Source organism: Pseudonocardia oroxyli (genome assembly GCF_900102195.1).
Lineage (GTDB): Bacteria > Actinomycetota > Actinomycetes > Mycobacteriales > Pseudonocardiaceae > Pseudonocardia > Pseudonocardia oroxyli.
In genome coordinates, this window is the sequence record NZ_FNBE01000001.1 from 449476 (window position 1) to 470880 (window position 21405).

Annotated in this window: 21 protein-coding genes; 8 read left to right on the forward strand and 13 right to left on the reverse strand. The window is 74.0% G+C overall.

Translation table 11 applies throughout. From position 1 onward, the window contains the following. Nucleotides 1-111 precede the first annotated feature (111 nt). Entirely contained in the window at nt 112-564 is a 453-nt protein-coding gene (locus tag BLS43_RS02175; RefSeq protein WP_093075712.1) for a hypothetical protein, read from the forward strand. A 3-nt stretch (nt 565-567) separates the two neighbouring features. Here BLS43_RS02175 and BLS43_RS02180 read toward each other — a convergent pair whose 3' ends face one another. The 6 genes from BLS43_RS02180 to BLS43_RS02205 are packed head-to-tail and all read right to left on the reverse strand — an operon-like array spanning nt 568 to nt 4762. After that, the gene (locus BLS43_RS02180) at nt 568-1521 is read right to left on the reverse strand and encodes an ROK family protein (RefSeq protein WP_218129679.1); all 954 of its coding nucleotides are present in this window, start codon (nt 1519-1521) and stop codon (nt 568-570) included. Nucleotide 1522: 1 nt separating this feature from the next. Beyond that, nucleotides 1523-1879, reverse strand: coding sequence for a hypothetical protein (locus BLS43_RS02185; RefSeq protein WP_093075718.1), 357 nt, complete (start codon nt 1877-1879; stop codon nt 1523-1525). Then, nucleotides 1876-3081, reverse strand: coding sequence for an ArsA family ATPase (locus BLS43_RS02190; protein ID WP_093075721.1), 1206 nt, complete (start codon nt 3079-3081; stop codon nt 1876-1878). Before BLS43_RS02190 ends, BLS43_RS02185 begins: the two co-directional genes overlap by 4 nt. A 47-nt stretch (nt 3082-3128) precedes the next feature. Further along, entirely contained in the window at nt 3129-3563 is a 435-nt protein-coding gene (locus BLS43_RS02195; RefSeq protein WP_093075723.1) for an SRPBCC family protein, read from the reverse strand. 17 nt (nt 3564-3580) lie between these two features. Further along, nucleotides 3581-4366 (reverse strand): metallophosphoesterase family protein, encoded by a 786-nt coding sequence (locus tag BLS43_RS02200; RefSeq protein WP_093075726.1) that lies wholly within the window; start codon nt 4364-4366, stop codon nt 3581-3583. A gap of 9 nt (nt 4367-4375) precedes the next feature. Further along, nucleotides 4376-4762, reverse strand: a complete 387-nt coding sequence (locus BLS43_RS02205; RefSeq protein WP_093075729.1) for a polyketide cyclase / dehydrase and lipid transport — start codon at nt 4760-4762, stop codon at nt 4376-4378. A 119-nt stretch (nt 4763-4881) separates the two neighbouring features. On the opposite strand from BLS43_RS02205, the gene BLS43_RS02210 reads away from it, so the two are divergent. After that, a complete protein-coding gene (locus tag BLS43_RS02210) occupies nt 4882-6678 on the forward strand; it encodes an AMP-dependent synthetase/ligase (protein WP_093075732.1) in 1797 nt (598 codons plus the stop codon). A gap of 68 nt (nt 6679-6746) precedes the next feature. On the opposite strand, the gene BLS43_RS02215 is transcribed toward BLS43_RS02210, so the two are convergent. From BLS43_RS02215 to BLS43_RS02230, 4 genes are all read right to left on the reverse strand, one after another. Further along, the gene (locus BLS43_RS02215; RefSeq protein WP_093075734.1) at nt 6747-7859 is read right to left on the reverse strand and encodes a glycosyltransferase family 4 protein; all 1113 of its coding nucleotides are present in this window, start codon (nt 7857-7859) and stop codon (nt 6747-6749) included. A 23-nt stretch (nt 7860-7882) separates the two neighbouring features. Next, on the reverse strand, nt 7883-9028 hold the full coding sequence (locus BLS43_RS31585) for an NlpC/P60 family protein (protein WP_143029917.1): 1146 nt from the start codon (nt 9026-9028) through the stop codon (nt 7883-7885). 349 nt (nt 9029-9377) lie between these two features. After that, on the reverse strand, nt 9378-9671 hold the full coding sequence (locus BLS43_RS02225) for a hypothetical protein (RefSeq protein ID WP_093075740.1): 294 nt from the start codon (nt 9669-9671) through the stop codon (nt 9378-9380). 105 nt (nt 9672-9776) lie between these two features. Next, nucleotides 9777-11096: an NYN domain-containing protein gene (locus BLS43_RS02230; protein WP_093075743.1), complete on the reverse strand. Its 1320-nt coding sequence runs from the start codon at nt 11094-11096 to the stop codon at nt 9777-9779. Between the two features lie 109 nt (nt 11097-11205). Here BLS43_RS02230 and BLS43_RS02235 point away from each other — a divergent pair, with 109 nt between their 5' ends. Together BLS43_RS02235 and BLS43_RS02240 are read left to right on the forward strand one after the other, a co-directional pair. After that, nucleotides 11206-12936, forward strand: a complete 1731-nt coding sequence (locus BLS43_RS02235; RefSeq protein ID WP_093075746.1) for a DEDD exonuclease domain-containing protein — start codon at nt 11206-11208, stop codon at nt 12934-12936. Nucleotides 12937-13007: 71 nt separating this feature from the next. Continuing rightward, the gene (locus BLS43_RS02240; protein ID WP_093075749.1) at nt 13008-13283 is read left to right on the forward strand and encodes an Lrp/AsnC family transcriptional regulator; all 276 of its coding nucleotides are present in this window, start codon (nt 13008-13010) and stop codon (nt 13281-13283) included. A gap of 80 nt (nt 13284-13363) precedes the next feature. Here the strand turns inward: BLS43_RS02240 and BLS43_RS31590 are convergent, their stop codons facing one another. The 3 genes from BLS43_RS31590 to BLS43_RS02255 all read right to left on the reverse strand — a co-directional run bounded on the left by BLS43_RS31590 (nt 13364) and on the right by BLS43_RS02255 (nt 16900). Beyond that, nucleotides 13364-14941, reverse strand: a complete 1578-nt coding sequence (locus BLS43_RS31590) for a glycoside hydrolase family 16 protein (RefSeq protein ID WP_093075752.1) — start codon at nt 14939-14941, stop codon at nt 13364-13366. A gap of 514 nt (nt 14942-15455) precedes the next feature. Then, the gene (gene trpD / locus BLS43_RS02250) at nt 15456-16496 is read right to left on the reverse strand and encodes an anthranilate phosphoribosyltransferase (RefSeq protein ID WP_093075756.1); all 1041 of its coding nucleotides are present in this window, start codon (nt 16494-16496) and stop codon (nt 15456-15458) included. Beyond that, on the reverse strand, nt 16496-16900 hold the full coding sequence (locus tag BLS43_RS02255; RefSeq protein WP_093075758.1) for a hypothetical protein: 405 nt from the start codon (nt 16898-16900) through the stop codon (nt 16496-16498). The genes trpD and BLS43_RS02255 overlap by 1 nt, the downstream gene beginning before the upstream one ends. A 103-nt stretch (nt 16901-17003) precedes the next feature. Here BLS43_RS02255 and ctaE point away from each other — a divergent pair, with 103 nt between their 5' ends. The 4 genes from ctaE to qcrB all read left to right on the forward strand — a co-directional run bounded on the left by ctaE (nt 17004) and on the right by qcrB (nt 21337). Next, nucleotides 17004-17606 carry an aa3-type cytochrome oxidase subunit III gene (ctaE, locus tag BLS43_RS02260; RefSeq protein WP_093075760.1) on the forward strand — a complete coding sequence of 201 codons (603 nt, stop codon included), beginning with the start codon at nt 17004-17006 and terminating at the stop codon, nt 17604-17606. A gap of 70 nt (nt 17607-17676) precedes the next feature. Next, on the forward strand, nt 17677-18528 hold the full coding sequence (gene qcrC / locus BLS43_RS02265; RefSeq protein WP_093075763.1) for a cytochrome bc1 complex diheme cytochrome c subunit: 852 nt from the start codon (nt 17677-17679) through the stop codon (nt 18526-18528). Then, nucleotides 18525-19652 (forward strand): cytochrome bc1 complex Rieske iron-sulfur subunit, encoded by a 1128-nt coding sequence (gene qcrA, locus BLS43_RS02270; protein WP_255733899.1) that lies wholly within the window; start codon nt 18525-18527, stop codon nt 19650-19652. The genes qcrC and qcrA overlap by 4 nt, the downstream gene beginning before the upstream one ends. Then, entirely contained in the window at nt 19649-21337 is a 1689-nt protein-coding gene (gene qcrB, locus BLS43_RS02275; protein ID WP_093075769.1) for a cytochrome bc1 complex cytochrome b subunit, read from the forward strand. The genes qcrA and qcrB overlap by 4 nt, the downstream gene beginning before the upstream one ends. The last annotated feature ends 68 nt before the right edge of the window (nt 21338-21405 follow it).

The window sequence follows — 21405 nt, forward strand, 5'->3', positions numbered from 1 at the left end:
CCTCACCGCGTGGGACGCCAGCCTACGGAGCCGCTCCGGGGCACGACAACAAGGGCCGACCGTGTCAGGATGGCGGTCTACGCGAGCCCCGGCGAGGAAAGGTGCGCGTGCATGGGCGACGAGCAGGATCGAGACGACCGCGCCGTCGGCTCGTTCGACGACATCGTCGCCTCCTGGAAGGCGGACGGCACCGTCCCCGAATGGCCGGACGAGCCGCCCGTGGCGCCCGCGGCGACCGAGACGATCGAGCCGCCCGCCCCACCGGTCCGGCCCGCCCCGCCGGTCCGGCCGGGCCCGGCGGTGGACCCGCTGTCGGACCGGGACGACCACTACATCCCGCCGGAGCCCCCGCCGCTGCCCAAGCTGGGCGTCGCCGCGGCCGTCGGGCTGGTGCTGGTGGCGCTGGGGATCATCCTGATCGCCGCGCCGCAGTGGATCGGCATGTCGGGCGTGTACGGCCTGCCGCTGGGCCTGGTCGCGATCGCGGGCGGCCTCACCTGGCTGCTGATGCGCCTGTGGCAGCCGACCGCCGAGGACCCGCGGGACGACGAGGGGACCGTCTGAGCGCTACGCCCGGGTGGTGACGTGTTCGCGGGCCAGCTCGGCGGCCCCGACCACCGCGGCGCCGGGGCCGAGCTGGGCCGGGCGGATGCGGGCCAGCGGACGGTCGCCCGCACCGGTGAGGATCGTCGAGTAGTGCTCGCGGGCCTCGTCCAGGAACAGGGGCGCCGAGCCTGCCACCCCGCCGCCGATGACGACCAGCGGGGGATCGAAGACGTCGGCGATCAGCGAGAGCCCCTCGCCGAGCCACCGACCCAGCTCCGCCACCGCGCGGCGGGCCAGCGGGTCGCCCTCCCGCGCGGCGCCCGCGACCCGCTGCCCGGTGATCCGTCCGGGGTCCCGCGCGGCCTCGCGGTGCAGCACCGACGGCCCCTGGTCGGGGTCCCCGAGCAGCTCCAGCGCCGTCGTGGCCAGCGCGGTGCCGCTGCAGTACCGCTCCCAGCAGCCGCGCTTGCCGCAGGCGCAGGGCCGCCCGTCCGGCACCACGCGCAGGTGCCCGAACTCGGGGGCCACGCCGTACGCGCCGCGGTACAGCGCGCCGTCGAGCAGCAGCGCGCCGCCGATCCCGGTGCCGATCGCCACGAACACCACGGTCGACGCGCCCGCGGCGGCCCCGTAGCGGCGCTCGGCGAGGGCGGCCGCGTTGGCGTCGTGCTCGACGACCGTCGGCAGGGCCGTGCGCTCGGCCATCCGGGCCGCGACGGGCGCGTCCCGCCAGGGCAGGTGCGGCGCGAACCGGACGAGCCCGCGGTCGGCGTCGATGAACCCGGCCACCGCGAGCCCGACCGCGGAGACCTCGTGTCGTGCGGCCAGCTCGGCGACGCAGCCGCCGATGGCCGCCTCGAGCGCGTCGGCGCTCTGCGGGGTGGCCGCGGCCGCGCTGTCGATGATCTCGCCGTGGGCGTCGACGACGCCGGCGCGGATGTTCGTCCCGCCGACGTCCACCCCGACCGTGAGCACGTCAGACCCGGGTGACGGGGATCCGCTGGACCCGCCTTCGGCCTGCTCCGTGCGTGCCGCCATCGCCGTTCGTCCCCTCCCGCGCCGGACCCTCCGGGTACCCGTCCAGCACCGTCCGCAATGCCCCGAGCACTCCCGCCGCGTGGTGCGCGAGGGTCACCGCCAGCTCGGGGCGCTCGCCGCGCAGGAGCGCCAGCACCGCGCACACGGGGCAGTTCGCGCAGCTCGCCGGGGTCGCATCCGCATCGAGCAAGGGGTCGAGCAGCGGGGTGATCCGCTCCAACAGCGTGTCCGCCAACGCGCGGAACTCCCCGGCGAGGGTGTCCGAGTGCGGACAGCGCCCCGCACGCTCGCTCACCGGCTCATCCAGACGGCCGGGTCGGGGACGAAGGTCACCACGAGATCCTCCCCCTGCAGGCGCGCGGCCGTGACCTCGCACCGCCGCAGGACGGCGGGCAGGCTGAGCCGCCGCCGCGTGCCCCCCACCGTGACGACGAGCTCGTCCCCGACCCGGGTCAGGTCCAGCGGCCCGCTCGCGGCGCCGGGCAGCCGCAGCGCGAGCTCGAACTCCGAGTCCGGGTCCGTGCCGTCGCCCCGGGTCCGCTGCATCCGCAGCGCGGGCGGCGCGTCCGGCCCGACGGCCACGGGATCGGCCGCCCCGTACAGCGACTCGGCGAGCGCCGCGAGGGCCTCCACGCCCACGGGCTCGGCCGCGGTGTAGGGCACGGTCTGCGCGGGTCCCGACGAGCCCGTGAGCTCGGCGAGCACGGTCTGCTGCTCGGTCCAGCGCTCGCGCAGCCAGCGCGCGGTCGGCCCGCGCAGGGACGGCGGCGGGGCCGGGACCAGCCGGTTCACCACCAGGCCGTCGACCCGCAGGTCGTGCAGGGCGAGCGCGGTGACCGTCCGCGCGGTCTCGGCGGCGACCACCCGCTCCGGGGTCAGCACGAGCCGGATCGAGGTGTGCTCCCGGTCGCCGAGCATCGCGCGCAGGCCCTCGAGCTGCGCGGCGAGCCCGTCGAGCGCGTCCACCGTGCGCTCCCAGCCCTCGCGGTCCGCGCCCGCGAGCCCCGCGAGCACGCGGCGGTGCTTGGGGAAGAGGCGGTCCAGGTATCCCGAGAGCGCCTCGGGGAGCCCGAGCAGCCGCAGGGTCTCCGCCGTGGGGCCGCAGTCGACCACGACGACGTCCCACAGCCCGGATGCCGCGAGCCGGTGCACCTCGGCCAGCGCCAGCAGGTCCTCGACGCCGGGCAGCACGGTCAGCTCGTCCGCGACCAGGTCGTCCACGCCGATGCCGGCGAGCAGGGTCCGCAGGTGGTCCTGCAGGTCGGCCCACGCGCCGTCGAGCAGGACGCGGGTGTCGACGTGGCCCGCGAACAGCCCGTGCTCCAGTTCGCGCGGGTCGGCGTCGAGCGCGGTGTCCAGCGCGTCGCCGAGGGAGTGGGCGGGGTCGGTGGAGACCACGAGCGTCTTGCGCCCGGACCGGGCCAGGCGCACGGCGGTGGCCGCCGCCAGCGTCGTCTTCCCGACGCCCCCCTTGCCGGTGAACAGCACGACCCGCACGAGGCCGAGGGTATCGGCCGCGGGGAACGCGCCTCGAACCGGAGCGATCAGCGGCCCTCGACTCGGCGCTTGAGGCCCTTCAGCGCCGTATCGATGATCACTTTCTCGGCCTTGCGCCGCAGCATGCCGATCATCGGGATGTTCAGGTCGACGGCCAGGCTGTAGGTCACGGTGGTCCCCGCGCCCGTGGACTCGAGGGTGTACGAGCCGGTCTGCGCCTTCTGCATCTGGCCCTTGACCAGCACCCACGACACCGACCGGCCGTCTCCCGCCCAGTCGTAGTCCAGGGTGTAGGTGTCCTTGATCGGGCCCGCGTCCATGGAGAAGCGGACCTGGTCGGCGCGGTCGCCGTCCTTCGCGAGGATCTCCACGGTCTTGACCTGGTCGGCCCACTCGGGATAAGCCTCGAAGTCCGCGATGACTGCCATCACCGTGTCCGGGTCGGCGTCGATGGTGATCGAGGAGGTCGTCGCGTCGGCCATGACGCGCACGTTACCGCTCACCAGCGCAGGACGTACGCCTGACCGGTCCGCCGGAAGTGTCCGACGTTCACGCACTCCGTGGCCCCCACCCGCGCCCGCTGCGCGAGCGGCTGGTGGACGTGTCCGAACAGCGCCGTCCGCGGCCGCTCGCGGGCGATCAGGGCACGCAGGCCCAGCCCGGGCAGCTCGCGGCGCCCGGTCACGCGGTCGTAGTGCAGCAGCGGCACCTCCGGCGGCGCGTGCGTGCAGAGCACGTCGATGTCGGTGATCGCGTCCACGGCGGCGCAGTACTCCTGCGCGGGGAGCAGGTGCGGGCGCCACGGGCCGCCCGGCGGGCGCGGCGGGAACCCGTCGGGCAGCGGGACGCCGCCGACGAACCCGACGCGCAGGCCGCCGATCTCGATCACCTTCCCGTCCGGCACGGTGACCCGCGGGACGCTCGGCCACCGGTCGGGCACGTCGACGTTGCCGGGGATGGCGTAGGTGTTCTCGGGCAGGACGGCGAAGAGCCGGGCGTACTGCTCGTCCACCGCCTCGGCGATCACCGCGGCCGGGTCCGGGATCGCCGCCCACGCCCGCTCGGCGAAGGCGCGCAGCTCCCCCGGCCCACCGGAGCGCCGGACCCGTCCGAACTCCCGGCTGACATCCGCGCCGAGCACCCGACCGAGGATCCCGGCGGTCGGATCGGCGTAGTCCACGAAGTCGATCAGGTCGCCGAGGACGAACACCGCGTCCGCGCCCTCGACCGCGCGGGCCAGCCCCTCGACGTTGCCGTGGACGTCGGACACGACATGGACCCGCATGGACTCACATTAAGGGGCCTCGCCGGGCGCGCGACCGCGCTCCAGATGTGACTTGAGGGCGAAGGCGATGCGCTTGGCGTGCCGCTGGCGGCGCCGGACCTCCGCGACCGCCCGGCGTCCGCGCAGCGGCGCCGGCCCGTCGGGCCCCAGCGGGTCGGCGCGGAGGAAGTAGTGGACGCAGGTGCCGTCGAGCATCGGCTCCAGCCACACCTCCATGCTCCCCGTCAGGGCGCCGCCCACGGTCCAGCGCATCCCCTCGAGACCGCGGTCGGCGAGGACCTCGCAGGTCAGGTCCGGCCAGAAGCGCGCCCAGGCGGCCGGGTCGGCGAAGATCGGCGCGACGCGCGCGGGCGGCACGGCCAGGAACGTCTCGTCCACCACGTCGACGCTCGGCATCGCGGCCTCCCACGGGACGTATCAGTCGTTTCCGGACGAACAGGACCTCGCTCGCACCGATCCGACGCGGTATCTTTCCTCACCGGTAACCTGCCAACGCCGGCCAGGAGGTCAGCATCGTGCGTGAGTACAGCGTCCCCGCCACCGTCGTGATCGGAGCGGAGGAGAATCTCCTCGACGCGGTGTTCGCGCACGAGGCGGAGAACCCGGGCGACACGCTGCTGAAGGTGCAGCGCACGCCGGGTGAGTGGACCCCCGTCACCGTCGCCGAGTTCACCGCGCAGGTGGTCTCGGTGGCGAAGGGGCTGATCGCGGCCGGGGTCGGGCCGGGCGACCGCGTCGCGCTGCTCTCGCGCACGCGCTACGAGTGGACGCTCCTCGACTACGCGATCCTCGCCGTGGGCGGGGTGACCGTGCCGATCTACGAGACCTCGTCGGCGTCGCAGATCGCGTGGATCCTGGAGGACTCCGGGGCCGCCGGGATCGTCGTGGAGACCACGGCGCACGCCGCCCTCGTCGAGGGCGCGGGCTTCGTGAAGATCATCGAGGACGGCGCGGTGGCCGGCCTCGTCGAGGAGGGCGCGGGCGTCGACGAGGCGGAGGTGCACGCGCGCCGTCGGGCCGTGCGGGCGGACGACCTCGCCACGCTCATCTACACCTCCGGCACCACCGGGCGTCCCAAGGGCTGCGAGCTGACCCACCGCAACCTGCTGACCGAGATCGCGGCCACCCGCGAGGTGCTGCACCAGCTGCTCTCGGCGGACGGCTCGGTGCTGTTGTTCCTGCCCCTCGCGCACGTGTTCGGCAAGGTCATCCAGTGCGGTGCGATCGCCTCCCGCACGGTCATCGGGCACACCCCGGACACGAAGAACCTGGTCGCGGACCTGGGCACCTTCCGGCCGACGTTCCTGCTCGCCGCGCCGCGGGTGTTCGAGAAGGTCTACAACTCGGCCCGCCAGAAGGCGCACGACGGCGGCAAGGGCGGCATCTTCGACGCCGCCGCGGACACCGCCATCGCCTGGTCGCGGGCGCAGGACACCGGCGGGGCCGGGCTGGCGCTCAAGCTCAAGCACGCGCTGTTCGACAAGCTCGTCTACGGCAAGCTGCGCGCGGTCACCGGCGACAACGTCGTCGCGGCCGTCTCCGGCTCGGCGCCGCTGGGTGACCGGCTGGGCCACTTCTTCCGCGGCGTCGGCATCCCGATCCTGGAGGGCTACGGGCTCACCGAGACCACCGCGGGCATCACGGTGAACGCGATGGGCGCGCAGCGGATCGGGTCCGTCGGACGTCCGGTGCCCGGGCACTCCGTCCGGATCGCGGACGACGGCGAGATCATGCTCGCCGGGGACATCGTGTTCCGCGGGTACTGGCGCAACCCCGAGGCCACGGCGGCGGCGCTCGAGGACGGCTGGTTCCACAGCGGGGACATCGGCGAGCTGGACGACGCGGGCTTCCTGTCCATCACCGGGCGCAAGAAGGAGATCCTGGTGACGGCGGGCGGCAAGAACGTCGCACCCGCGGTGCTCGAGGACCGGCTGCGGGCGAACGCGCTGGTGGGGCAGTGCATGGTCGTCGGCGACGGCCAGCCGTTCATCGCGGCGCTGATCACCATCGACCCGGAGGCCCTGCCGGGCTGGCGGGAGCGCAACGGCAAGACCACCGACGGCGACCCGTCGTCCGCCGCCGACCTGGTCGACGACCCGGAGCTGCGCGGGGAGATCGCCGCGGCGGTCGAGGAGGCCAACCAGGCCGTCTCGCGGGCGGAGCAGATCCGCAAGTTCCGGATCCTCCCGGTGGACTTCACCGAGGCGGGCGGGGAGATCACCCCGACGTTGAAGGTCAAGCGGAACGTGGTGAGCGAGAAGTACGCCGACGAGGTCGCGGCCCTCTACGCGGACACCAAGCAGCCCGCCTAACCCGCGCATTATGGAACCATAACTGCTGAATTCGCCCGCGAATCGGCCGTCATGGTTCCATAATGCGCTCAGGTGAGGAGGGCACGGAGGCGGTTCACCTGGGTCGGCCAGGTCCAGGACTCCTGCATCCAGGTGCGGCCCGCGTCGCCCATCTTCCGTGCGCGGTCGGGGTCGGTGAGCAGGTCCGCCAGGGCGTCGACGAGCGCGCCGACGTCCCGGCCGTTCACGACGTGCCCGGTCTCCCCCGGCCGCACGGTCTCCGGCGCGCCGCCGCTGTCCCCCGCGACCACGGGCACGCCGCAGGCCTGGGCCTCCAGCAGCACGATGCCGAGCCCCTCGACGTCGAGCCCCCCGCCGCGCGTGCGGCAGGGCAGGGCGAACGCGTCCCCCACCGCCTGGTGGGCCGCCAGCTCCGCGGCCGGCACCGCACCGGTGAACACCACCCCGTCGACCCCCCGGGCCAGCCTCCGCAGCCGGGCGCGGTCCGGCCCGTCCCCGACGATCAGCAGCCGGGCCCCGGGGACCCGCGCGCGGAGCGGGCCGAGGGCCCTGATCAGCACGTCCTGCCCCTTCCGCGCGACCAGCCGGGACAGACACGTGACGACGGGCGCCTCCCCCAGCCCGTACCGCGCGCGCAGCTCCGCGCGGGCCTGTGGGTCGGGTCGGAACACCGTCGGGTCGATCGCGGGCGGCACGTGCTCCAGGGCGGCGAGCGGGCCGAAGGCGGAGGCGAAGCGGCCCCGCGTGTAGCGGGAGACCACGGTGACAGCGTCGGCGTCGTCGCCGATCCGGCGCAGCGCCCGGCGTCCGACCGGCACCATCGACCAGCCCACCTCGTGCCCGTGGGTGCTCGCCACCACCCGCTCGACGCCCGCCTTCCGCAGGGACGGCCCGAGCAGCGCCAGCGGCGCAGCCGCACCGAACCAGACGGTGGTGGCGCCGTGCTCGCGGACCAGCGCCGCCGCCGTGCGGGCCACCGTCGGGACCGGCAGCATCAGGGACGTCGGGTGGCGGTGGACGGGGTAGCGCAGCGTCGCGTCGAACGCCGCGGCGCCCTCCCAGGCGGGGGCGTAGACGGCGAGCTCGCCGGGCGGGAGCCGGTCGGCGAGGGCCTGCAGGTAGTTCTGGATCCCCCCGCGCCGCGGCGGGAAGTCGTTCGTGACGAGGAGGGTGCGGGCCACCGCGCGACCGTACCGGCGGCCGGTCAGCCCACGCGGCGGGCGCCGCTGAACACGCTCCGGTTGACCTTCTGGTACTTGACGACGTCCCCGCTCTGCGGCGCATTGATCATCTTCCCGTCGCCGGCGTAGATGCCGACATGGCTGACGGGCGAGTAGTAGAAGACCAGGTCACCGGGCTGCAGCTCGTCCCACGAGACCGACCGGCCCACGCCCGCCTGTGCGCTCGACGACCGCGGCAGGGTGATCCCGGCCTGCCGATAAGCCCAGGAGGTGAGCCCCGAGCAGTCGAAGCGGTTCGGCCCGCTCGCGCCCCACGAGTAGGGCTTGCCCAGCTTGGTGGCCGCCGCGCGCAGGGCCTCGGCGCCCACCCCGGTGCCCCAGTCCGCGTCCGGGGCGTCCTCCTCGGGGCCGTTCAGCTCGCGGAGCTCGCGCGGGCTCAGCCGGCGCAGCAGGTCCTCGGCCTCGTCGATCCGGGTGTCGGCCTCGGCCTTGCGGGCGGCGATGTCGTCCGCGGCGCGGTGGGCCGCGTCCGCCGCGGTCTGGGCCTGCGTGGTCGCCTCGTCCGCCTGCACCTGGGTCTGGGCGGCGTGCTCCACCTTGTCGTGCAGCTCCCGCAGCACGACGAGCCGGTCCGCGGACAGGGTCTCCAACGCGGACATCTGGTCGAGGTAGGCCTGGGGGTCCGTGCTGGTCAGCAGCGCGGAGAACTGGTCGAGGCGGCCGTCGTCGGCGAAGGCGAGGGTGATGTCCTCCAGCGAGCGCCGGTAGGTCTCCTCGTCCGCCCGGGCGCGGTCGGCCTCGGCGCGCAGCGGGTCGACGGCCGCGCGCAGCCGGTCCGCCTCCTCCTGCTTGGCGGTGAAGTCGTCCGTGGCGGCGTGCCACTGCTCGGTGAGCGCCTCGGCGTCGTGCTGGACGGCGCGCAGCCGGTCCCGCGCCTCGTCCGCGGTGCGCGGCGGCGGGGGCTCGGCGGGCGGGTCCGCCGGGACCCCGGCGACCTCCGGCGCCACCGTTCCGGGTGGCACGGGCGCGTCCGGCGCCACGGGAGCGGGGTTCGCCGTGGGGAACGGGGGCAGCGGGACGCCGGGCAGGACGGGGCCGGGCTGGGCGGGATCGCCGGGCTGGGCGAGCGCCACTCCTCCGCTGAGCACGAGGCCCGCAGCGAGCAGCACCGGCAGGATCGCGGTGCGGACGGCACGCCTGCGCGCGGCGGGCCGAGGGGTGCACGCAGGCCGGTGCGCACCGGCCGGTGCCTGCCTCGTCGACGGGTCTCGGGGTACCACGCCGGCTCGACTCCCTCCTCGGCCCGCCGCGACCGGACGGGGAGATCCGGGCCGGTGCCGGGGACGGGCACCGACGGCGAGAACCTGCGCGACCGCCCTGGGGAGACGGCCTGTGACGCGAGGTCGAGGGAGAGATTACGAACGTGTCATTCACCCGTCCAGCACTCGCCCGGACGGGGCCGGGACGAACGGTCTCCCCCACACGACGTCGCCGAGGGTGACGCGATCGCCCGTTTCGCTACCCAGCGTTGCGCCTTTCGGTCTCGGCGCCCCCGTTGTCGGTGACCGGGGCCGCCTGGGTGGGCACGACCCGCAACCGCGGGATCAGTCCCTGGTCCGCCAACACGTCCAACGCGCGCCGTTCGGCGGCGGCGAGCTGTACCTGCGGCGCGCCCGACGGCACGTCGACCGCACCGGAGACGGCCCCGGCACCACCCGCCCCCGGCACCTCCGGGACGCCCAACAGGACGCCGATCACGCACTCCCCGCAGGCCGCCCCGCGGACCTCGCAGCTGTCGCAGTCGACGATCATGGTCGCACTCCTCGCGATCGGAAAACTCGGCCGAGCTGATCTGCGGCGCACGCTACGACGACCCACCGACAATTCCGGGCCACCCGCGACCGGGGGCGGCGGGGCTCAGGCGCGGAGGCGGCCGAGCAGCACCGAGGAGGGCACGGAGTGCGCCCCGCGGCGACGGACGGACTCGGCGACCGCCTTGTCCGACGAGGCGACGAGCAGCGGCCTGCCCTGCGGCTCCGCGGCGACGAGATCGCGGATCACGTCGTCCGCGATCACCCCCGCGTCGCTGAACAGCACCCGCACCCCGCGGGCGCCGCGGGGTCGGGCGGCGATGACGGCGGCCCCGTCGAACACCACGGTGACCTCGACCCCGGTGCGCGCCGCGAGCGCCCCGAGCTGCGTGACCAGCCGGGTCCGCTGGTCGGCCAGCGGGAGCTCGGGGTAGCCGGTCTTGCTGACGTTGTACCCGTCGACGATCAGGTGGGCCGCGGGCAGCGCGAGCACCGCGTCCAGCGCGGACGGGTTCACCACGGCCTCGCCGCGCACGCCGCCGGACCCGGCCACGACGTCCGCCGGTCGCGGACCCCCGCCGCCGAGCGACAGCTCGCGGCGCAGCCCGGACACGGCGCCGCCCAGGGTCTCCAGCAGCAGCGCGAGCCGGACCTCGTCGCCCTGCCGGGCCTCCTTGGCCGCCTGCCGGGCGGACGCGACCTCCGCGGCGGCCCGCCGGGCGGCGGCCCGCTCGGCCTCGGCCCGCTCGCGTTCGCGGTCCCGCTCGGCCAACGCGGCCTCCAGCCGCGCGTCCGCCCCGGCGCGCAGCCGGGCCACCTCGGCCTCGAGCGCGGCCATCCCGTCCCGGGCGAAGCGCAGCTCGGTGCCCTGCTCGGAGACCTTGCGCCGCAGCCGTCCGAACTCGTGCTCGCGCTCGGCCGCGGCGCCGCGCGCCTGGTCGCGGGCCTCGGCGAGCTCGGCCCGCAGCCGCTCGACCTCGATCTGCAGCTTGTCCGCCCTGGCCAGGGCCTCGTCCCGCTCGGCGCGGGCCTCGCTCGCGTCTCCCCGCCGGGCCACCGACGCGACGGCGGCGCGGGCCTCGGGCGCGCCGGTCAGCACCGCGGCGGCGGCCGCGGTGATCGGCTCGTCCGGCCCCGCGGCCAGCTCACCGGGCCGGTGCTCCTCCCACCACGCGACGACGGCGGTCCGGAACGCACCGTCCTCGCGCAGCTCGCGGACCAGGACGGTCCCCCCGAGCCGGGCGCGCTTGGCGGGGGCGAACCGGGCGAACGGTCGCAGCGACGTCGGCACCTCCGGTGTCGGCATCTCCCCGACGGCGGTGGCCGCGACCTCGGCGAGCCGGTGGCGCACGGGGTCCGGCAGCAGGTTCCAGTCGACCCCGGGGGACGACGACGCATCCGGCGTCGGGGCGTCCTGCGGGTACATCGGACAAGGTTATCCCCGATCGGGCCCGGCAGCCACGCATTCGCCCGCTCGCGACACGCTCGAACGGACGTGCGAGGAATCGTCGGTGGCTCGAACTAGTGTTCGGCCCGTGATCGCTCCCCAGCTCTCGTTCGACGAGCTCGGCACTCCCCTGCCCGAGGTCACGTTCGTGGTGGTGGACCTGGAGACCACCGGCGGCTCCCACGAGCGGGACGGCATCACCGAGGTCGGAGCGGTGAAGGTGCGCGGCGGCGAGCGGCTGGGCGAGCTGGGCACGCTCGTGGACCCGGGGCGGGGCGTCCCGCCGAACGTGGTCGCGCTCACCGGCATCACCACCGCGATGGTCTCCCGGGCACCCCGCCTGGAGTCGGTGCTGCCGTCGGTCCTGGAGTTCCTGTCCGGCGCGGTGTTCGTGGCGCACAACGCCCCGTTCGACGCCGGCTTCCTCCGCTCGGCCTGCGAGCGCCACGGCATGGTCTGGCCGCGCCCGCCCGTGCTCTGCACCGCGCGCCTGGCCAGGGCGGCGCTGACCAGGGACGAGCTGCGCAGCGTGTCCCTGGGGTCGCTGTCGCGGTACTTCGGCACCCGCACCCAGCCGAACCACCGGGCGCTGTCGGACGCGCGGGCCACCGTCGAGGTCCTCCACCACCTGCTCGAACGCATCGGCAACCTGGGCGTGCAGAGTCTCGAGGAGCTGCTGGCCCTCACCCGGGAGGCGTCCGCGCACCGGCCGACCCAGCGGCAGCGCCGGCAGCGCCACCTCGCCGAGTCGGTCCCGTCCGCGCCGGGGGTCTACCTCTTCCGTGGCCCCCGGGAAGAGGTGTTGTACGTCGGGACCAGCGGGGACCTGCGCCGGCGGGTGCGCAACTACTTCACCGCGGGCGAGAAGCGGCGGCGCATCCGGGACATGGTCGCGCTCGCCGAGCGGGTGGACACGGTCGTGTGCGCCCACGCGCTGGAGGCGGGGGTGCGCGAGCTGCGGCTGCTCGCGGCGCACAAGCCCAAGTACAACCGGCGCTCCCGCAATCCCGGCCGGGTCTGGTGGGTCGCGGCGACGGAGGAGGCCTTCCCCCGCCTGTCCGTCGTCGCCGCGCCGAAGGAGGGGGCACTCGGCCCCTTCCCCTCGCAGAAGGCGGCGACGGCGGCGGTGGACACCCTGCTGGACGCCGTGCCGCTGCGCCGGTGCACGCAGCGGATCCCGGCCCGGTCGCCGTCCGGCACCCCGTGCATGGTGTCCGAGCTGGGGCGGTGCGGGGCACCCTGTGCGGGGTTCCAGAGCCGGGAGGAGTACGCGCCGCTCGTCGGGCGGTGGCGGGACCTGGTGGCCGGTCGGCGGGACCACGAGCTGTCGTCGCTGGTGTCGGCGGTCGACGAGCTCGCCGCGCGGGAGCGGTTCGAGGAGGCCGCCGGCGACCGGGACCGGCTCGTCGGGCTGATCGGCGCCCTCGAGCGCCGGCAGACCCTCGCCGAGCTGGCCGCCCAGCCCGAGGTGGTCGGTGCCCGGCCGGACGGGCGCGGGGGCTGGGAGCTCGCCGTGATCCGGTACGGGCGGCTCGCCGCGGCGGACGTCGCGCGGCGCGGGGTGCGGCCGATGCCGGTGGTGGAGGCGATGCGGGCCTCCGCCCAGACCGTCCTGCCCGGCGACGGACCGCTGGCCGGGGCGCCGCCGGAGGAGGTGCGGCTGCTCTACCGCTGGTTGACCACGGGTGGGACCCGGCTCGTGTACTGCGACTCCTGGGCGGAACCGGCCTTCGGCGCCGCCCGCTGGGCAGGCTGGGCGGCCCGGGCGCGGGAGGGCACCGCGGCGGGCCGGGCGGCGCTCGAGGCCTTGGTGCGGTGACTCGCGGTGGCCCGCATGCAATAGCCTCGCCTCACGCGCTGCCGCCCGCCGCCGTGGAAGAAGGAGAGCCCGTGATCACCGCGATCGTCCTGGTGCACACCGACGCCGACCGCATCCCCGAGACCGCGCAGGAGATCGCGGACCTCGACGGGGTCGCGGAGGTCTACTCCTGCGCCGGGGACGTCGATCTGATCGCGATCGTGAAGGTCAAGGAGCACGAGCAGCTCGCCGACGTGATCGCCGGGAAGCTGTCCAAGGTCGAGGGCGTGCAGCACACGGACACCCACATCGCCTTCCGCTCGTACTCCAGCGCGGACACCGAGGCGGCCTTCGCCGTCGGCGACTGAGCCTGCTCCACGCGTCAGGCCCCCGACCGGCGGTCGGGGGCCTGACGTGCACCTCACCACTGCGGCGGCTCGGCGGCCGGTCAGCCGGCCGGTGTCGCCTCCGACCTGCCACCCGTGCTCGACGCGCCCGTCGCCGGCGGTTCCGCGGGCGCGGTGTCCGAGGCGGGGGTCGATCCGCTCGGTGAGTCCCCGGCGGGCTCGGCCGCGGCGGGCTCGGCCGCGGCGGGCTGGGTCGCGGCGGGTGCGTCGTTCGCTGTCGCCGTGTCGGCCGGTGTGGTGTCGGACGGTGCGGTGGCGGACGGTGCGGTGGCGGACGGTGCGGTGGCGGACGGTGCGGTGGCGGACGGTGCGGTGGCGGACGGTGCGGTGGCGGACGGTGCGGTGGCGGACGGTGCGGTGGCGGACGGTGCGGTGGCGGACGGTGCGGTCGCGTCGGGGGCGGTCGTGACGGACGGGGCGGTGGTGTCGTCGCCCGCGCTCGCCCCACCCGGGCCCGCGGTGGCACCCGGGGTGGAGGCCCCGCCGGGTCCGGCCTTCGCATCGCCGGCGATCGCCTGGGGCTCGAGGGTGTACATGCGGACCCAGTCGATCTCGTAGCTGGCCTCGCGCATGCCGCCGCCGTAGAAGTTGTCGAACTGGATGGTCAGCTTCCCGGACGGCATGCCCTGGATGTTCGCCCGGCCACCGGGGCCCGCCCCGTCCTTGAGGGTGTACCACTCCTTGCCGTCGATGTAGCCGCGCACGTGGTCGGGCGTCCACTCGAAGGCGATGTTGTGCCACTCGGACAGCGGTGCCCCACAGTCGTCCTCCTCGAGGAACTCCTGCTGCACCGGCATGTTCGGGTGCGGGTAGTGGATGAAGGCGTTGGCGCAGTCCTCGCCGGGGGCCTGGTTCTCGAGGAAGTCGTACTCGCCGTCGTTGGGCCAGCTGTCCGAGGACGGCCACACGATCAGCAGCGGGTGGTACTCGTTGCCGGAGTCCCCGTCGTTGAAGGAGCGGACGCGCGCCTCCCAGCGGCCGTACTGCTGGTCGAGCTTCGAGGCGAGCCACCCGGTGTCGCCGTTGGGCAGGCCCTTCTGGATCAGCTTCTCGCCGTCGACCGTGCTGTTGGCGCCGCAGCGCTTCCCGTTGCCGTCGTGGCCCGACCAGCAGCCGTCGATGTTCACCCACTTCGACGGGTCGGGCTGTCCGGTGTAGTTGAACTCGTCGGACTGCGGGAGCGGCGCACCCCAGCCGTGGATCTCCGCCGCGGTGTCCGGCTCGGGCGCCGGAGCGGGGGCGGCGGGCGCGGCCGGAGCGGCGGCCGCGGGGCCGGCGGCGTCGGTCGGCTCCTGGGCGGGCTGCTCGGCGGCCGCGGGCTCGGCAGCAGGCTGCTCGGCAGCTGCGGGCTCTGCAGCCGGCTCGGCCGCAGCGGGCTCGGCCGCAGCCGGCTCGGTTGCGGCGGGCTCGGCCGCAGCGGGCTCGGTTGCGGGCTGCTCGGCGGCGGGAGGCTCGGCCGCGTCGGTCGTCTCCTGGGCCAGCAGGCCGGTCGCCGGGGCGGTGACGCCGGTGGTCGGCTGCGACCCGACCCCGGACGCGAGAGCGACGCCGGGCCCGAGCAGGGCCAGCGCGCCCACCGCCGCGACGACGGTCAGGTGCTTACGGGCTCGATGCTTCATCGGTCAGTCGCCTTTCGCATGCACCACCCCGTCGCCCTGGTGGGTGACGAGACCCGGTCGAACCGCGACCCTCCGCGAGCGGGGAGTCACTGCCCAGCCGAACCAGTGGTGTCAGTGAGGTAGGTGGTGCTGACGTGAATGATGGTGCTGATGTCCGCTTTCCGTCACCAGCTACAGCCCGAAGCCGCCCGATCGCGTGACGTGGTCACCGGTCGAGCGTCACCCTGTGCAGTGACCGGGGCGGACGGGTCGCGCACGTGTCACCACCCGTCCGAGCAGGCACTCTCACGAGATGTCACGGCGACCTCACCATCGGTGACCGCCCCGGCCCGCGCGCCGGCATGATCGCGATTTCCGTGCCGACACCGTCGCCCCCACCACCCTGAGCGCACACAACCGGCGATCACGCAGCACTGGGAGCACGAAACGTGCACCCCCCGCCGCAGGACGCCCACACACGACGAAGCCCGCCGCACCGGTCGGTGCGACGGGCTTCGTCGACGGAGAGGGGTGGCTAGCTCTTCAACCCCGTGGACACCGACGCCCACCGCGCCAGCAGCGCCTCCGCGGCGCCGGAGTCGATCGCCTCGGCCGCACGGGTGAGGCCCGCCCCCAGCGCGCCCACCAGGTCCAGGACCGGGCCGTCGAAGGCCGCGATGGCGCCGGCGGCGTTGAGCAGCACGGCGTCCCGCACCGGCCCGGCCTTGCCGGCGAGGAGGTCGCGGGCCACCTGGGCGTTGTGCGCGGCGTCCCCGCCCCGCAGGTCCTCGCGGGTGCCGAGCGGGATCCCGACCGACGCCGGGTCGAACGTCGACGACCTGACCGCGCCCCCGCCCGCGACCCAGACGGTGCTGGTGGTGGTCGTGGTGAGCTCGTCCAGCCCGTCGTCCCCGCGGACGACCAGCGCGGACGCCCCGCGCCCGGCCAGCACCTCGGCGATCACCGGGGCCAGCCGCGGGTCCGCGCAGCCCACGAGCCCCGCCGAGGGCTGGGCGGGGTTGGTGAGCGGGCCGAGGATGTTCATCGCCGTGGGCACCCCGAGCTCGCGGCGCACCGGCCCGGCGTAGCGCATCGACGGGTGGAAGACGGGCGCGAAGCAGAAGGCGATCCCGGCCTCCGCCACGCACGAGACCACGGCGGCGGGCGGCAGGTCGATCGCCACCCCGAGGGCTTCCAGGACGTCCGCCGCGCCCGACGCCGAGGACGCCGCGCGGTTCCCGTGCTTCACCACCGGCACCCCGGCCGCGGCGACCACCACGGCGGCCATGGTGGAGATGTTGACCGTGTTGGCCTGGTCCCCGCCGGTGCCGACGACGTCCACGGAGCGGGCGGCGACGGTGATCCGGTGGGCGTGGTCGAGCATCGCCGCGGCCAGCCCGGTGATCTCCGACGCCGTCTCGCCCTTGGCGCGCAGCGCGACGAGGAAGCCCGCCAGCTGCGCGGGCGTCGCGTCCCCGGAGAGCACCTGGTCCATCACCCAGGCCGACTCGTCCGCGCCCAGGTCGGTCCCGCCGATGAGCCTGCCGAGCACCCCCGGCCAGGTCGTCCCCGCCATCAGCGGGTGGCGAGCGCCGAACGCAGCACGTCCGCCACCGTCTCCGCCGCGGTGATCGGGTCGAGCGGATGGACCAGCACCGCCTCCGCCTTCGACCAGGTGGCGAGCCACTGGTCGTCCGCCCGCCGGACGGCGACCACGATCGGGGGACAGTCGGTGATCTCGTCCTTGAGCTGCCGGGCGAGCCCGAGCCCGCCGGTCGGCTGCGCCTCGCCGTCGAGGATCGCGAGATCGACCTCGCCCGCGTCGCACGCCGCGAGGACCTCCGCGACACCGCCGACCTCCTGGTAGCGGATGCGCCCGACATCCGGGGCCGGACGGCGCCCGACGGCGTTGATCAGGGCCTCCCTCACCTCCGGGCGGTGGCTGAAGACCAGCACGTTCTGGGTCGGTGCGTCGCTCACCCGCCGGATACTAGCCGGGAACCCGGACCGCTCCGCGCACGTTCATCGCAAAAGAACCCGGGTTGACCGACACGCTGTAGAAGATGTGGGTCATAATGCCCGCGTGACGACAGCGGCTCCCAACATCAGCGCGCGGATCCACTCGCTGAACCGACCGAACCTGGTCTCCATCGGCACCATCGTCTGGCTCTCCAGCGAGCTGATGTTCTTCGCCGGCCTGTTCGCGATCTACTTCACCGCGCGCGCCCAGAACGTCGGCGAGTGGCCCCCGCCGCCGACCCACCTCGACGTCCCGTACGCGCTGGTGGTGACGATCGTCCTCGTGGCGTCGTCGTTCACGTGCCAGTTCGGCGTGTTCGCGGCGGAGCGGGGCGACGTGTTCGGCCTGCGGCGCTGGTACCTGCTGACCCTGGCCATGGGCACGTTCTTCGTGATCGGCCAGGTCAACGAGTACCACACCCTGGTCACCGAGCACGCCACCACGATCTCGTCGAGCGCCTACGGCACCGTCTTCTACATGGCGACGGGCTTCCACGGTCTGCACGTGACGGGCGGCCTGGTCGCGTTCGTGTACCTGCTCATCCGCACGAAGCTCTCCAAGTTCACCCCGGCGCAGGCCACCGCCGCGATCGTCGTGTCGTACTACTGGCACTTCGTCGACGTCGTGTGGATCGGCCTGTTCGCCGTCATCTACTTCATCCGGTAGCGGGGCCCCCGCGCCACCTGCACCAGCCCCGAACCGACAGCACGACCACCGTGAGGGTGAGACGCCGACGATGACCACCGAGACCACCACACGTACCCCACGAAAGAGGTGGGGTCACGGCAAGCTGAAGCGGCGGCTCGCCGCCGCGGCCGCGTTGAGCGTCGCGCTCGTGGCCACCGGCGGCCTCGCCCTGTTCGTGAGCGAGCAGACCGACAACAACGTGGCGACCGCCCAGACCGACCAGGCGCTCGTCGCCAAGGGCGAGGAGCTCTACAACGCGGCCTGCATCACCTGCCACGGCTCGAACCTGCAGGGTGTCGAGTCGCGCGGTCCGAGCCTGATCGGCGTCGGCGACGCGGCGGTCTACTTCCAGGTCTCCTCCGGCCGCATGCCCGCGGCCCGGCAGGAGGCGCAGATCATGCGCAAGCCCCCGCTCCCCCAGTTCGACCCGGACACCGAGGTGGGCCGCGAGAACCTCGACGCGCTGGGCGCCTTCGTCCAGGCGAACGGCGGCGGTCCCGAGACCCCCGCGCAGACCGGTGCCGCCCTGCGCGGCGGCGACCCGGCCCGCGGCGGTCAGCTGTTCCGGCTCAACTGCGCCAGCTGCCACAACTTCACCGGCGTCGGCGGCGCGCTGTCCTCCGGCAAGTACGCCCCGGCGCTCGCCGAGCCGACCGAGGAGCAGATCTACACGGCGATGCTCACCGGCCCGCAGAACATGCCGAAGTTCGGTGACCGGCAGCTCACGCCGGAGGAGAAGCGGGACATCATCGCCTACGTCAAGTCGGTGACGAACGGCAACAACCAGGTCGGCGGTCTGGACCTGGGCGGCGTCGGCCCGACGACGGAGGGCGTGGTCGTCTTCATCGTCGGCCTCGCCTCGATCATCGGATTCGCGATGTGGTTGGGAGCGAAGAATTGAGCGCCACCGACACCCCGGGAGCGGCGCAGCCCACGCCTGAGGAGCTCGAGCGGATGTCGCCGGAGGAGCTCGAGCGGCTCGCCGGCACCCTCGACGGCGTCGAGGTCGTGCACAACGCGCCCCGGTTCCCGGTCAAGGGCACCCGCGCCGAGAAGCGCGCCGAGCGCTCCGTCGCCACCTGGTTCATCCTCTCCGCGCTGTCCGCACTGGGCTTCATCGTCGCGTTCATCGCGTGGCCGCACGAGTACGTCGCCCCCGGTCAGGACGGCTACGGCTGGTACCACCTCTACACCCCGGTCGTCGGGTTCCTGTTCGGGTTCGCGGTGCTGGCGCTGGGCATCGGCGTCATCTCCTACGTGCGGAAGTTCTTCCCCGAGGAGGTGTCGGTCCAGCAGCGCCACGACGGCCGCTCCCCCGAGGTCGACCGCAAGACGATCCTGGCGCAGCTCGCGGGCGCGGGCCGCTCCACCGACATCGCGCGGCGCAAGCTGATCACCCGCTCCGCCGGGGCGGCCGCGGGCATCTTCGGCGTCGGGATCGGCATCGCCGCGCTCGGTCCGCTGATCCGCAACCCGTGGAAGGGCGGCGACGAGGCGGCCCTGTGGGTCACCCCGTGGCGCGGCGAGAACGGCGAGACCGTCTACCTGCGCCGGGACACCGGCATCCTCGGCGAGATCTCCCGGGTCCGCCCCGAGGACATGGAGCCGGGCTCCATGGAGACCGTGTTCCCGTACATCGAGTCCCAGCGCGGTGACGACGAGGCCCTGCTGCACGCGCAGCGCGCCTCCGACGCGCCCGTCATGCTCATCCGGCTCCGGCCGGACACCCCCACCGTCAAGCGGCAGGGGCAGGAGAACTTCAACTACGGCGACTTCTACGCCTTCTCGAAGGTGTGCACCCACCTGGGCTGCCCGACGTCGCTGTACCAGGCACAGGACAACCGGATCCTGTGCCCGTGCCACCAGTCGCAGTTCCTGGCGACCGAGTACGCGCGGCCCGTCTTCGGTCCCGCGACGCGCGCACTCCCCCAGTTGCCCATTACCGTGGACAGCGAGGGTTACTTCGTGGCACGGAGCGACTTCATCGAGGCTGTCGGACCGGCATTCTGGGAGCGGAGGCCATGAGCGCCATCACCACACCCACCACGACCTCGGCGAGCAGACTCGCGGGGGCGTTGGACGAGGCCGACCAGCGGTACCACCCGGCGGCCGGGCTGCGGAAGCAGTTCAACAAGGTCTTCCCGACCCACTGGTCCTTCATGTTGGGCGAGGTCGCCCTCTACAGCTTCATCATCCTGCTGCTGTCGGGCATCTACCTCGCGCTGTTCTTCGACCCGTCGATGGTCGAGGTGGTCTACAACGGGCCGTTCGACAACATGCGCGGCATCCACATGTCGCGGGCCTACGAGAGCGCGCTCGAGATCTCCCTGGAGGTCCGGGGCGGGCTGTTCGTCCGGCAGGTCCACCACTGGGCCGCGCTGCTGTTCGTCGCCTCGATGATCGCCCACATGTTCCGGGTGTTCTTCACCGGCGCGTTCCGCAAGCCGCGCGAGGCGAACTGGATCATCGGGCTCGTCCTGATCCTGCTGGGCATGCTCGAGGGCTTCACCGGCTACTCGCTGCCGGACGACCTGCTCTCCGGCGTCGGCCTGCGCATCGCCTCGGGCTTCATCATGTCGATCCCGGTGATCGGCACCTGGGCGCACTGGCTGCTCTTCGGCGGCGAGTTCCCGGGCACGGAGATCATCCCGCGGCTCTACATCGTCCACGTCCTGATCTTCCCGGGCATCCTGCTCGCGCTGATCGGCGTGCACCTGGGCCTGGTCTGGTACCAGAAGCACACCCAGTTCCCCGGCCCGGGCCGCAAGGAGACCAACGTCGTCGGCGTCCGGATCCTCCCGGTCTTCGCGGCGAAGGGCGGCGCGTTCTTCGCCGTCGTCACCGGCGTCATCGGCATCATGGCGGGCATCTTCCAGATCAACCCGATCTGGAACCTCGGCCCGTACGACGCCTCGCACATCTCGGCCGGTTCGCAGCCGGACTGGTACATGCTCTTCTCCGAGGGCATGGCGCGCATCTTCCCGCCGTGGGAGATCTACCTGTTCGGGACGTACACGATCCCGGCGGCCTTCTGGGCCACGGTGGCGTTCCTGCCGGTGCTGTTCGTGGTGGCGGGCATCTACCCCGCCGTCGAGCGGCGGATGACGGGGGACAACGCCCTGCACAACCTGCTGCAGCGCCCCCGGGACGTCCCGGTCCGCACGGCGCTCGGCGCGATGGGCATCTCGTTCTACGTCTGGCTCGTCCTCTGCGGCGTCAACGACTGGATCGCCTACTTCTTCCACGTCTCGCTCAACGCGACGACGTGGGCGGGCCGCATCGGCCTGCTGGTGGTCCCGCCGATCGTCTACTGGGTGACCTACCGGCTCTGTGTGGGCCTGCAGCGCGGCGACCGCGCGGTGCTGGAGCACGGCATCGAGACCGGCATCATCCGGCGCCTGCCGCACGGTGAGTTCATCGAGATCCACCAGCCCCTCGCGGGCGTGGACGGCCACGGGCACGCGATCCCGCTGGACTACCAGGGCGCCCCGGTGCCCAAGCGGATGAACCAGCTGGGCTCGGCGGGCGACCCGGTCGCGGGCTCGCTGCTCTCCCCGGACCCGGTCGACGAGACCGCGGCCCTGGAGCGGGCGCGCGCCGACCTGCACCACCAGGAGCTGGAGGCCAGCGAGGAGCGGGCCCGCACCGCGGAGCAGCTCGAGCTGGCGGGTCGTCCGGACGCCGGGCGGCCGAAGGACCAGACGGACTGAGCTCGTCTCGAGAAGGCCCCCTGACCGCATGGTCAGGGGGCTTTTCCGTGCTCCGGGTCCCGCCCGGT